At 38.9% G+C, this 12,028-nt stretch carries 14 protein-coding genes; 8 read left to right on the forward strand and 6 right to left on the reverse strand.

What is annotated here, in order from left to right; all coding sequences use genetic code 11:
* Positions 1 to 40: 40 nt before the first annotated feature.
* The 6 genes from CJ239_RS01270 to CJ239_RS01295 all read left to right on the forward strand — a co-directional run bounded on the left by CJ239_RS01270 (position 41) and on the right by CJ239_RS01295 (position 3,815).
* On the forward strand, positions 41 to 958 hold the full coding sequence (locus tag CJ239_RS01270; protein ID WP_102210268.1) for an XRE family transcriptional regulator: 918 nt from the start codon (positions 41 to 43) through the stop codon (positions 956 to 958).
* 142 nt (positions 959 to 1,100) lie between these two features.
* Positions 1,101 to 1,322, forward strand: coding sequence for a hypothetical protein (locus CJ239_RS01275; RefSeq protein WP_102210269.1), 222 nt, complete (start codon positions 1,101 to 1,103; stop codon positions 1,320 to 1,322).
* Positions 1,323 to 1,353: 31 nt separating this feature from the next.
* Complete coding sequence (locus CJ239_RS01280; RefSeq protein WP_102210270.1) at positions 1,354 to 2,217, forward strand: ATP-binding cassette domain-containing protein; 864 nt, start codon at positions 1,354 to 1,356, stop codon at positions 2,215 to 2,217.
* Between the two features lie 23 nt (positions 2,218 to 2,240).
* Positions 2,241 to 2,933, forward strand: coding sequence for an ABC transporter permease (locus CJ239_RS01285; RefSeq protein ID WP_102210271.1), 693 nt, complete (start codon positions 2,241 to 2,243; stop codon positions 2,931 to 2,933).
* An 11-nt stretch (positions 2,934 to 2,944) separates the two neighbouring features.
* Positions 2,945 to 3,523 (forward strand): hypothetical protein, encoded by a 579-nt coding sequence (locus CJ239_RS01290; protein WP_257994391.1) that lies wholly within the window; start codon positions 2,945 to 2,947, stop codon positions 3,521 to 3,523.
* Complete coding sequence (locus CJ239_RS01295) at positions 3,516 to 3,815, forward strand: cysteine peptidase family C39 domain-containing protein (RefSeq protein ID WP_257994392.1); 300 nt, start codon at positions 3,516 to 3,518, stop codon at positions 3,813 to 3,815. The genes CJ239_RS01290 and CJ239_RS01295 overlap by 8 nt, the downstream gene beginning before the upstream one ends.
* A gap of 245 nt (positions 3,816 to 4,060) precedes the next feature.
* On the opposite strand, the gene CJ239_RS01300 is transcribed toward CJ239_RS01295, so the two are convergent.
* The 5 genes from CJ239_RS01300 to CJ239_RS01320 all read right to left on the reverse strand — a co-directional run bounded on the left by CJ239_RS01300 (position 4,061) and on the right by CJ239_RS01320 (position 8,342).
* On the reverse strand, positions 4,061 to 5,125 hold the full coding sequence (locus CJ239_RS01300) for a DUF6574 domain-containing protein (protein WP_102210273.1): 1,065 nt from the start codon (positions 5,123 to 5,125) through the stop codon (positions 4,061 to 4,063).
* Positions 5,126 to 5,187: 62 nt separating this feature from the next.
* On the reverse strand, positions 5,188 to 6,138 hold the full coding sequence (locus CJ239_RS01305) for a DUF4097 family beta strand repeat-containing protein (RefSeq protein WP_102210274.1): 951 nt from the start codon (positions 6,136 to 6,138) through the stop codon (positions 5,188 to 5,190).
* Positions 6,131 to 6,724, reverse strand: a complete 594-nt coding sequence (locus CJ239_RS01310; protein ID WP_102210275.1) for a DUF1700 domain-containing protein — start codon at positions 6,722 to 6,724, stop codon at positions 6,131 to 6,133. Before CJ239_RS01310 ends, CJ239_RS01305 begins: the two co-directional genes overlap by 8 nt.
* Complete coding sequence (locus CJ239_RS01315; protein ID WP_000273858.1) at positions 6,711 to 7,037, reverse strand: PadR family transcriptional regulator; 327 nt, start codon at positions 7,035 to 7,037, stop codon at positions 6,711 to 6,713. The genes CJ239_RS01310 and CJ239_RS01315 overlap by 14 nt, the downstream gene beginning before the upstream one ends.
* A 138-nt stretch (positions 7,038 to 7,175) precedes the next feature.
* Complete coding sequence (locus tag CJ239_RS01320; protein WP_050242670.1) at positions 7,176 to 8,342, reverse strand: MFS transporter; 1,167 nt, start codon at positions 8,340 to 8,342, stop codon at positions 7,176 to 7,178.
* Positions 8,343 to 8,496: 154 nt separating this feature from the next.
* On the opposite strand from CJ239_RS01320, the gene CJ239_RS01325 reads away from it, so the two are divergent.
* Together CJ239_RS01325 and CJ239_RS01330 are read left to right on the forward strand one after the other, a co-directional pair.
* Complete coding sequence (locus tag CJ239_RS01325; protein ID WP_102210276.1) at positions 8,497 to 9,327, forward strand: glycosyltransferase; 831 nt, start codon at positions 8,497 to 8,499, stop codon at positions 9,325 to 9,327.
* Between the two features lie 86 nt (positions 9,328 to 9,413).
* Positions 9,414 to 11,264 (forward strand): nucleoside-diphosphate sugar epimerase/dehydratase, encoded by a 1,851-nt coding sequence (locus tag CJ239_RS01330; RefSeq protein ID WP_102210277.1) that lies wholly within the window; start codon positions 9,414 to 9,416, stop codon positions 11,262 to 11,264.
* A gap of 112 nt (positions 11,265 to 11,376) precedes the next feature.
* On the opposite strand, the gene CJ239_RS01335 is transcribed toward CJ239_RS01330, so the two are convergent.
* Positions 11,377 to 12,009 carry an HAD family hydrolase gene (locus CJ239_RS01335; protein WP_102210278.1) on the reverse strand — a complete coding sequence of 211 codons (633 nt, stop codon included), beginning with the start codon at positions 12,007 to 12,009 and terminating at the stop codon, positions 11,377 to 11,379.
* Positions 12,010 to 12,028 lie beyond the last annotated feature (19 nt).

Consider the following 12,028-nt stretch of genomic DNA (forward strand, 5'->3'; position numbering starts at 1 on the left):
TTATTTTTTATATGGAAATAGTTGTCAGGAGAGTAAATAAATGGATATAAAAATAGAAGTAGGTAAAAGAATCCGAATGTTGCGAGAGATGAAACATATCACTCGTGAAACTCTTTGTGATGATGAAACCGAGATAACGGTGCGCCAATTAGCACGGATTGAATCAGGCCAGTCTTCCCCGAGTTTATCCAAGGTAGAGTATATAGCTTACAAACTAGGCTGTTCAATTTCACATATAGTAGATATGGATCATATGATTTTACCCTCCGAGTACTTGATATTAAAGGATAAACTCATTAAGTTTCAAACTTATGGAGATGATGATAGAATCCAAGTTAAGGAAGAGTTGTTTGAAAGAGTTTACGAACACTATTATGACAGTCTACCTGAGGATGAGCAGATTGCAGTTAGTTCCTTACAAGCTAGTTTTGATGTCTTTGTAAGTGAAGATGCAGGTTTTGGCGATGCTTTGCTGGATGAATATTTTGAACAAGTAAAGATAAGGAAAAACTATTCGGTGAATGATTTGCTTCTGATAAAATTGTACTTTGGTTCATGTTTGGCAAGACCGACTGAGTATCATCATGAACTATTTTGGATGCTTTCTAAAAAACTTATAAGAGAAACAAATTCATCCGATTTAGAGACAGCTTATATGTTAAAGAGAACGGTGCTTGATTCTTTAGCTGTTCAATGGATGGAAAAATCTTACTCTACTTTTGAGCCTTATGTTAAGGCGATGAACAGGCTGATGATTTTATCGCAGGATTTTCAAAACAAGCCAATTGTTGATATGCTTGAAGCTATGTGTACCTTATTTCATAAACGGGATAAGGAAAAAGCCATCCGCTTATACGATAGAGCTATTATTTGTGCTCAAGCATTTGGGGACTCAGTATTAGAAGCGCGTATATTGGGAGAAAAAGATATAAAAACTTTTGAGGAAATGGAGAGCTAACATGACATTTTTGTCATGTTTTTTTATTTTTGAAAGCGCTATACTTTAATCATAAAGAACAAGAGATAAGGAGGAAAGAAAAATGTTTGGATTTGAAGTATTCTTAAGTCTTAGTTTTTGGTTTTATGGATAGGAGATAGAAATGGAAGATTTTAGTATCTCGCTAGAGACGTTTACACAAACTCGCCACAGTTTGCTGTTTCGAAATAACACGGCGGAGCAAAAGTTGGTACAAATAGAGTTGAATAAGGAACCATTCCGTTTAGCTATTTTAGATGCAGGCGAAGAGCGAATTGTAATTCTGCCTGAGGAAATTACAGATGTTAAGAATTTTGGGATTTCAGAGGTGGAGGATAATTCATGAAAGCAAAGGGTATAATGAACGGAGAGAAACTATGAATCGTGTGATTTTAAGTCTTAAAAATATTGATAAAACATATGGGAAAGAACAGGTTCTACATAATATTTCCTTTGATATTGAGCAAGGGGAAATATGTGGTCTTATCGGAGAGAATGGTGCTGGAAAGACAACATTAATGAGAATTCTCCTAGGACTCATTCGAGCTGATAAGGGAGAAATCAAGAGTGTTTCTCAGCATAAGATTGGCAGTATTATCGAATCACCTGCCCTTTATCCAAACTTGACTGGACGTCAACACTTGCAATATTATAAAACAAGATTTGGTTTAAAGACAGATACCATAAAAATGTTGGAATTGGTTCGCCTACCCCAAACATCATGGGACAGAAAAGTAAAAAACTATTCTCTTGGAATGAAGCAAAGATTATCGATAGCAATTGCTCTTTTGGATAATCCAGAGCTTATTATCTTAGATGAACCAGTGAATGGTTTAGATCCTCAAGGGATTTCAGATTTAAGAAAAATGATTTTGAATTTAAGGGATCAGTTGGGAGTTACCTTTTTGATTTCAAGCCATATCCTATCGGAGTTGGAGTTTATAACAGATAAGTATATCATTATGAAAAAGGGGAAAATTCTAAATGTGATGAGTTCAAAAGAGCTAGCAAATGATTTGTCGGAAAAGCTATTTCTTAAGACGAGTGCTAATCAGATTCTAAAAACGTTTTTAAAAGAAGAGGGAATTGTTCATTTTGAGCAGGAGGACTATCTGGTTGTGCCAGAAAAGGAAAAATTAATGGTTATCTTGGAATATAGTGTTGCTTCAAATCTAGTGATACAGGATATATATATTAAGAAGGAACGCTTTGAGGACTACTATTTGAGTAATATTATCTGATGATTTAAGAAAGGAGGAGAATCATGAGTTCTCTTAAAGCAGATATGTATAAATTTTACTGGGAAAAAAGAGGAGTGCTTCCTAGTTTGTTGATAGGATTATTGATTTTGTTATTCTCCTTATTTTTTAAGTCATCGAATGGAGATGAACCAGAATTTCGAGTATTGATTTCAAATGTAAGTGGTTTTATTCCTTTGCTTTTCATCTCTACTAATTTATTTTTCTGGGGGGAAGATTATAGTTTTCGTACGATTAATATTCTACTCACAAAAGAAAACCAACGATGGAAGTTATTTTTATATAAAACTTTGGGAGCCTTTTGTTTGTCTTTCCTATATGTAACTATTTTTTATGGTTTAACAGCTCTTGTCTATTTGGAGGGAGACTTGGTGTTGATTGTTTCAACATTTTTACACCAATTGCCATACTATTTGGTTATTATCAGTATCTCGTTATTGATTTTTCAAATATTTGATAAGGTTTATGAATCATGTATGATTTATACACTCTACATTTTACTATTTGATAACCTATTGGCTTATGTCCTTCCAAACTCTGGTGAGAGTGTGAGAGACTATTTGCTTATGACTTTAAATTTGAAAACTTCCCCTGAGGTAAGTCAATTTACCCTTACGAATGTAGGCTATCCTATATTGGTAAGTATAGCAGTGATTGTACTTGCGTTTGTTGTATTCAGTAAAAAAGAATTTAAGTAGGAGTACTAATGATGAAAAAAATAGGAATTGTAATTGGGCTGTTGTTACTGTTTGTAGTGGCTGGAATTTTATTAACCTTAAAACGAGGAGAGACGACAATCAGTGTAAAACAATCGTGGGCTCTTTCTTCTAAAAGCATTAAAACGTTAGAGTTTTATGGTTCAAAGCAAGCAATTGATGTTAAAGTTATCAAGAGTGAATCAGATGAAACAAGTGTTCAAATAGAAGGAAAAGTTTCCGAAGAATCAGTGAATAACATAACTAAAAACGTTAAAATGAGTTCAGATAGTCTATATATTCCATTTTCACAACATGGCTTTAATTTGGCTTTGAGTTCACAAGGGAAAGACAAGTTATATGTAACCATTTCCTTAGGGAAAAATGCAACTTTCGAAAAAATTTTTGTAGATACACTTGTTGGCGATGTATCTATTACGGTTCCTGAAGACTTTGATGGAATCTATACTTTACATACAAATAATACAGGAGAAGTTTTAAGGGTTCCTACGACAAATCAAACTTCGAATAGCGTCATTGAAGTTGATGGTTATAGTAAGATAAGTGTTGAAAAAGGAGAAAATAATGGTTAGTCACTATAAACAAGCAACTTTGCTGGATTGTGGAATGGCTTGTGTAAAGACAATCATTTCTTACTATTTCCCAAAATTAGAACATTTAGATAGTCTACAATTTGATAACAATAACCACCAAGGATTGTCTTTGTTTGATATAGAAGATATACTAAAAAGCTATGGTATTGATGCGGACTCTTATCAAATTGAGACTCCTAGTTTGCATAATATTTGGAATAACGAACTTCATAGCAACGTTATCATACTACTAAACTATAGAAATAAAACCCATCTTAGACAAAGATTTTAAAGCATTAGCACAAGAAAAGTAAAGCAGAAGCAGGTCAATCGACTTGCTTTTTTGGCATAGAAAAATCCTGCCATGGATGACAGGATTGCTACTCAATGAAAATCAAAGAGCAAACTAGGAAGCTAGCCGCAGGCTGCTCAAAACACTGTTTTGAGGTTGTAGATAAGACTGACAAAGTCAGGAACATATTTCTACGGTAAGGCGAAGCTGACGTGGTTTGAAGAGATTTTCGAAGAGTATGAAGTTTAAAGAAAGGCCAAGATACGAAGATAATCTCCAATCAGTGCTACTTCAGCTACAAAGAAGAGGAGGATGATGACCCCATTCACAAGGACAGACAAGAATAATTGATAGAAGGAGTCAGTTTCACTTGCTTGACTAGATCTTGTAATGATATGGAGGCTAGCAAGTAGAATGATTCCAATGCTAATCACACACAAAAGGGCTGTAAATCGTAGGCTATCAAAGAAGGCAAAGAAACTAGCAATGGCAGTGAGGAAGATTGGAATTGCCAAGAGTTGACTATATTGTTGGAGAATCTTTTCCAGCGTCCAGTCTTTTTCCTGGTGGATAAATCGTCTCACAACGAAACTACCAAAGAGGAATGAAAAGAAGAAGAGTGTTGTTGCTACTAGGATAGAGATAATCGAAAAGAGATTTAATGAAGCAAATTGTTCAGGGAAGTGATTATGCATAGTTGCTATATGTCCATAGTAAGCATGTTTGATGTGATAGATACTAAAGAAAAAGGAAGACGCAGAAAACAGAATGAGCAAGAGAAAGGCTGTGTAACTGTGTGTGCTACTTGTTTCAAGCTTGCTCGTAGGAGATTTGATTGCTTCCACTAGCCAAGACCAAAAATCAAGCGCTTGCTCTTTCCATCTATCCGTAGATTTTGGAGCTTGGTCGGGGATATAGGGACTTTCTAAGGATTGACTGATAAGAAGGGGCTCTTTCGTGGTTGGTTTTTGCTGAGGAAGTGCTTCTTGACTCTCTTCAGCTATAGTGACTTTTTCTGTTTCTTTAGAAAGGTATGGCTCTTCTTCAGTAGAATCTAATGCTTTCTTTTCTTCTATTCCTGTTCTCGATTCACTGTCTTCAGGCATTTCAATTTTCTCTTCTTGCTGGCTTTCCAGTTCGACTTCAGCTTGAGAGACTTCCTCCTCTACTTGAGTATTTTTTTCAATTGGTGTATCGAGATCGGCTATCGTTTCTTCAGCCTTGTCTGCAAGATTTTTGGGTTGTTCTTCAGGCTTGTTCTTGCTTGTTGTTTTTACAAAATCATTACTTTCAAACCATTCTTGTTTCATGGTAGAACCTCCTTTTTAGTTAGATAAATATGCTTTCATAGTAGCAGATGTAAGCGCTTTTGTCAACGGTTTCTAGAAGAAGACTTGTGTTCCTCTGCTTTGAGTAGATAGATATCCTGGTCTGCCCTTGCTATGAGTTGATCTTTCACATCAGCTTTTTCTGTTTTATAAGGATTGCTTAATCGTTCATCTTTGTTTTCTTTATTGCTAAATGAATGTCTTCCTTCTCTTAGAAAATGAAGAATAGAACCATGTTTTGTTGAAAGATCTAAGTTGATTCTTTGTTTTTCTTCTTCAGAAAGTAGCAGGTTTAGGTTTGTTTTTGCTACCAATTCCACCTTACCGTGTATTTGGATTTTTTCAGCGTGGATGTGATGTTCTGTTGATTCTAGCTGACTATCTGTAAGGTCTGTATCAAAGATATTGATAATATTTGGTGTTGTGAGTTTACTGTTTTTGATACGACTTCCTTCAATTCGGAGGAGATAGCTATTATTGGTATTGATGGTCGCATTTTCAAGACTAGCATTAGTGATACTGGTTTGACCGCGATTTGCTGAGATGTTGATCCCTTTTAGACTTCTTCCCTTTGGAACTTGGAGAATAACTTCATTAAAACGACTAGAGTAGCTACTTGCGATATGGAGAATCCCGCCAATTCCAGAAGAGAGAAATGGGGTTTCAGACAGTTTCTTATCAGTGAGGCTTAGAGTTTTGTCGCTTTGATTTGTGACAAGATCATGGTTAGCAGAAATAGATGGATGATAAGAAATGTGGATTTGATCATCGAAAGAGTCTGTGATGGTCAGCGCGTGTTGGTGGAGCGTAATCTCTAGGTTTTCGACTTCCTTGCCAAAGGTCAGCTCTTCCATCCGACTATCATAGACAGGCTCTTTGGACATGGAAAGTAGGCTCTTAATCCCGTCAGATTGGATGCCTACAAAGAGCAGGATAAAGCCGATAATGGTAGTCACCACACCAAAGATGAGAAATCCTTTTGTCCATTTACGCATGCTGGTCACCTCTCTTTCCTTTTTTGAGAACAAATTGCACCAAGCGAACAATGAGTAGACCGAAGAAACGAGCTACATAGGAAATACCTAGTAAAACCAGCGAAGAAGCACCGATGGCTAGTAAACCAGCACCAAAAATCAAGATAAAGGCTGATTTTGCTTGGGCTAGGACAGTGAAACTTTCAACTAAAAATAGGAATCCGCCGATGATACCAAGTATGGAAACCGCAAAGAAAGCCAGAATGACAGTCAAAGCGGCTACAAGGATTCCGAACAGGGCAACGAGGATGGCGATTCCCAGAGGAATACCGATGGGTGCTGCAAGTAGGACTAACAAGGCGATATGCAAAATTTGTCGGTTATTCTTTTGAGCAGGTGCTTCATTGATTTTTTTATCGAGAAGATTTGAGAGAACTTCGTGGGCCGCTTCTTTGGGAGTTCCTAAACTAGCGATGAGTTCTTCTTCTCCCTCGACTCCAGCATCGTCAAAGAGTTCTCTGAAATAGTCCATGGCTTCGATTTGGTCAGCCTGAGGCAGTTTTTTGAGATAGAGTTCTAGCTGAGTCAGGTATTCAGTTCTTGTCATGGCGGATACTCCCTTCTATGATGCCATTGATGGTGTCTGTATAAAGTGCCCATTCATCTTTTAGGGTCACGAGCTGCTCTATACCACCGTTTGTCAAGGAGTAGTATTTGCGCATGCGACCTTGGAACTCTCTAGAATAGGTTGTCAGAAAGCTATTGCCTTCCAATTTTTTGAGAATGGGATAGAGTGTGGATTCTTTGATATTAGCGATTAGCTTAATGGTTTGGCTAATCTCATAACCATAAGAATCATCCTGCTCCAGTACAGCCAAGATGAGAAATTCAATCAAGGCAGAGGATGTTGGAAAGTACATGGGGAACCTCCTTTTCTAATGTGTAAGATTTTTATATATAATTTTTCTACACATACATTGTACATCTAAAAGAAAGCCCTGTCAAGAGAAATGTGTAAAATTTTTATATATAAAAAACTTCTAGCTAAGACTAGAAGTTTAAAGGATTTTATCAGCTCTGTCCACTGTAAAGAGGGCCACAGTCATCAGGATATCGACGAGCAAGAGGGCAGCTACAGCTGGTACCCAAGAGTGGAACAGGTCAAAACTGTAACCAAAAAGGGTTGGCCCAAAGGCTGCTAGGATATAGCCTCCTGTTTGAGATAAACCAGACAATTGGGCTGTCTTTTCAGGGGCGCTTGTCTTAAGTGAAAAGTTGACCATGAGATAGGGGAAGAGGGCGCTGGTTGCGGTTCCGATGAGGAGATGGATGGCAAGCCAGTAAAAGAAATTACCGATAGGGAAAAAGAGCATGGAAATGCCGACCACACCAGCCAGTGAAACCAGAGTAAGCATGAGCTGACGGTTGCGAGTAGATAAGCTGGTTGTTAGGCTTGGGATGGTCATTGAAAAAGGAATACTAATCAGAGAGAAGATAGAGGTCAGCAAGCCAGCTTCGTGACTGGATAGGCCTGCATGGATAGCCATGGTCGGTAACCAAGTCATAGCAGTGTAAAAGAGCAAGGATTGAAAACCTGCAAAGACAATCACTGCCCAGACCTGTTTATTACGCATAACCTTTGTTTTGCTTTTTTGTTTGGTTTGTGGAGCCAGTCTGTGATTATAGCGGTGATTTGGGAGCCAGACCAAAAAAGTTGCTAGGCAGAGCAGGGTGAGGAGGATGATAAGTCCTTTCCAAGAACTGGCTTGTGTAATAGGCACCGCCAGATAGGAGGCCAGAGCCGTCGCAATCCCCATAGACGTTACATATAAGGTGGTCAGAAAACCAATCTTCTTTGGTTGATTAGCTTGGATAAGACTAGGAAGCAGAACATTGATGACTGCGATACTTGCCCCAACCATCAAGGTTCCTAGATAGAGCAGGGGTAGATTGATTAGTCGAATCAGAGAACCGATAGTCAAGAAGAAGAGGCTGTAGGTAAAAAGATGCTCCAAGCCAATTTTCTGAGCCAGTCGGGTAGAAAATAGTGAGAAGAGGGTAAACATGAGGAGAGGAAGGCTGGTCAGGACACCAAGTGAACTAACTTCGACTCCCAGTCCTTGCGAAATATCTCCCAAAATAATGGGTAAAACAGTAAAAGGAGTCCGCAAGGAAACACCAATTAGTATAATACCTGGAACAAAAAAGAGTGATTGCTTTTTCATATAATACCTCTTCTAGCTGATTTTAATAACAGCTTATTTTAAGGTTTTTTCCTTATAATGTCAAGTAAGGTTTTGGGCTTTCAAGATAAAAATGGGAAAGTCTTGAAAATTATGATAAAATAGTGGAAGGAAATCTATATATTGGAGAAAAACTGTGCTTGAAAAGCAAAAAATCAGCGTCTTGATGTCGGTCTATGTAAAGGAAAATCCGACATTTTTAAAGAATGCTATTGAGAGTATTCAAAATCAAACCTTGAAACCGAGTGAGTTGGTTCTGGTTGAGGATGGGCCTTTGACTCCTGAGCTCTATCAGGTATTAGACCAGCTTGAAGCTGAGTCTGATATTCCAGTGAAACGCTATCCTCTTGAGCAGAATCAAGGTTTGGGTCTGGCTCTTCGACAGGGTGTTTTGCAGTGTCAGTATGATATTATTGCCCGTATGGATACGGATGATATTGCTGTTCCAGATCGTTTTGAGAAACAGGTTCAGTTAATGGAGAAGGACAACCTCGACCTATTAGGTGGCCATATTGCAGAATTTATTGATAATCCTGATGAGATTGTTTCTTACCGTCGTGTTCCGACTCAACATGCAGATATTGTGGCTTATCAAAGGATGAGAAGTGCCTTTAACCACATGACTGTCATGTTCAAGAAGGACATGGTTCTCAAGGCAGGCAATTATGAAGATGGCCTTTATATGGAGGATGACCTCCTCTGGCTCAATATGATTGCTGCAGGAGCCAAGACTGGAAATCTGGATCAAATCTTGTGTAGGGTTCGTGTCGGAGCAGGGATGTTTGAGCGTCGTGGGGGACTGCGTTACCTCAAACTCTATCGTCAAGCTCGTCAGCGCATGCTGAAGAGAAGGCAAATTTCTTACAGAGAGTACGCCAAGAGTGTTGCCATTCAGATGGTTGTTGCCCTTTGTCCAGGATTTGTCAGACAGTTTATTTTTATGAAGCTGTTACGAAAAAGCAATTAAAAGATTGTAGCAAATCGTAAACTGGATAAAAAAGTGTTATAATAACAATATAACCATTCAGCTCTTTTAAGGAGGAGTAAATTTCTATGAATAAAAAACTCACGGATTATGTCATTGATCTGGTGGAAATTTTAAATAAACAACAAAAACAAGTCTTCTGGGGCATATTTGATATTTTCAGTATGGTGGTTTCCATCATTGTATCTTATATCTTATTCTACGGATTGATTAATCCAGCACCTGTTGACTACATTATCTATACGAGTTTGGCCTTCTTGTTTTATCAATTGATGATTGGATTTTGGGGGTTGAACGCTAGTATTAGTCGTTACAGCAAGATTACGGATTTTATGAAAATCTTTTTTGGTGTGACTGCGAGCAGTGTCTTGTCATATAGTATCTGCTATGCCTTCTTGCCCCTCTTTTCCATCCGTTTTATCGTACTCTTTATCTTGTTGAGTACCTTCTTGATTTTATTGCCACGGATTACTTGGCAGTTAATCTACTCTAAACGCAAAAAAGGCAGTGGTGATGGGGAACATCGTCGTACCTTCTTGATTGGTGCTGGCGATGGTGGTGCCCTCTTTATGAACAGTTACCAACACCCAACCAGTGATTTAGAACTTGTCGGTATTTTGGATAATGATGAAAAGAAAAAGGGTCAAAAACTCGGTGGTATCCCTGTTTTGGGCTCTTATGACAATCTGCCTGAATTAGCTAAACGCCATCAAATCGAGCGTGTGATCGTTGCGATTCCGTCGCTTGATCCGTCAGAGTATGAGCGTATCTTGCAGATGTGTAATAAACTGGGTGTCAAATGTTACAAGATGCCTAAGGTTGAAACAGTTGTTCAGGGTCTTCACCAAGCAGGTGGAGGCTTCCAAAAGATTGATATCACAGACCTTTTGGGCCGTCAGGAAATTCGTCTTGACGAATCGCGTCTGGGTACAGAACTTACTGGAAAAACGATCTTGGTTACAGGAGCTGGTGGTTCAATCGGTTCTGAAATCTGTCGCCAAGTTAGCCGCTTCAATCCTGAACGCATCGTCTTGCTCGGTCACGGGGAAAACTCAATTTACCTTGTGTATCATGAATTGATTCGCAAGTTCCAAGGGATTGATTATGTACCTGTTATTGCAGATATTCAAGACTACGACCGTCTCTTGCAAGTCTTTGAGCAGTACAAGCCTGCTATTGTTTATCATGCGGCTGCCCACAAGCACGTTCCTATGATGGAGCGCAATCCAAAAGAAGCCTTCAAAAACAATATCCGTGGAACCTACAATGTTGCTAGGGCTGTTGATGAAGCCAAGGTGCCTAAGATGGTTATGATTTCGACGGATAAGGCGGTCAATCCACCTAATGTTATGGGAGCAACCAAGCGCGTGGCTGAGTTGATTGTTACTGGCTTTAACCAACGTAGCCAATCCACCTACTGTGCAGTTCGTTTTGGGAATGTTCTTGGTAGCCGTGGTAGTGTCATTCCAGTCTTTGAACGTCAGATTGCTGAAGGTGGTCCTGTAACGGTGACAGACTTCCGCATGACCCGTTACTTTATGACTATTCCAGAAGCTAGTCGTTTGGTCATCCATGCTGGTGCCTATGCCAAGGATGGAGAAGTCTTTATCCTTGATATGGGCAAACCAGTCAAGATTTATGACTTGGCTAAGAAAATGGTCCTTTTAAGTGGCCATACCGAAAGCGAAATTCCAATTGTTGAAGTTGGAATCCGCCCAGGTGAAAAACTCTACGAAGAACTCTTGGTATCAACCGAACTCGTTGACAATCAAGTTATGGATAAGATCTTCGTTGGTAAGGTTAATGTCATGCCTCTAGAAGCCATCGATAAAAAGATTGAAGAGTTCCGAACTCTCAGTGGAGATGAATTGAAGCAAGCCATTATCGCCTTTGCCAATCAAACAACCCACGTTGAATAAAAAAGAAAAACGCATATTATCAGGTCTGAAGAACCTTGGTAATATGCGTTTTGTTATGTATAGATTGACTCATTTTCTTCTGAAATTGAGTTTTTGCCCAGTATCCGTTATGTTATTGAAAATACCCCAAAACTTCTAAGGGTTTGTGGGCCATATAATCAGGCTGATAGTTGAGCAAATCTGCTTGCTCTCCAAATCCCCAAGTGACGGCCAATTTCTGAATGCCTGTTTCTTGAGCTCCCAGCATATCAAACTTGGTATCTCCGATGATGATGGCTTGTTGAGGTGCTAATTGATGTGTCTGCAAGGCTTGGCGAATGACATCTGCCTTATGGGGTGCTTCAGGGCTGGAACCATAAATGCCCTCAAAGAAATGATAGATTCCCAAGTTTTTTGTCATATCTTGAGCAGTTGGAGTATTTTTTGTTGTGGTGATATAGAGAGGGTAATTCTTGGATAGTTCCTCAAGTAATTCTACAATCTGAGGGAAAAGTTGAGCTTCATGGATGCCTTTTTCCTTGTAGTAAGAACGGTATATCTGCACAGCTTCAGAGATTTGTTCTTTGGGCAGGCAGGTCGCAAAACTACTTTCGAGGGGCGGTCCCATAAAACCACGAATCGTTTTGGCATCAGGGCTAGGCACGCCTAGCTCCTTAAAAGTATGGGTAAAGGCATTGTGAATTCCGATAGAACTATCAACGAGGGTTCCATCCAGATCGAAAAAGATAGCTGAGATAGAGGTCATGGTTTCTCCTATTTGATAA

Origin of the sequence: Streptococcus sp. UMB0029 (assembly GCF_002871495.1) — a bacterium.
In the GTDB taxonomy this organism is placed as follows: domain Bacteria; phylum Bacillota; class Bacilli; order Lactobacillales; family Streptococcaceae; genus Streptococcus.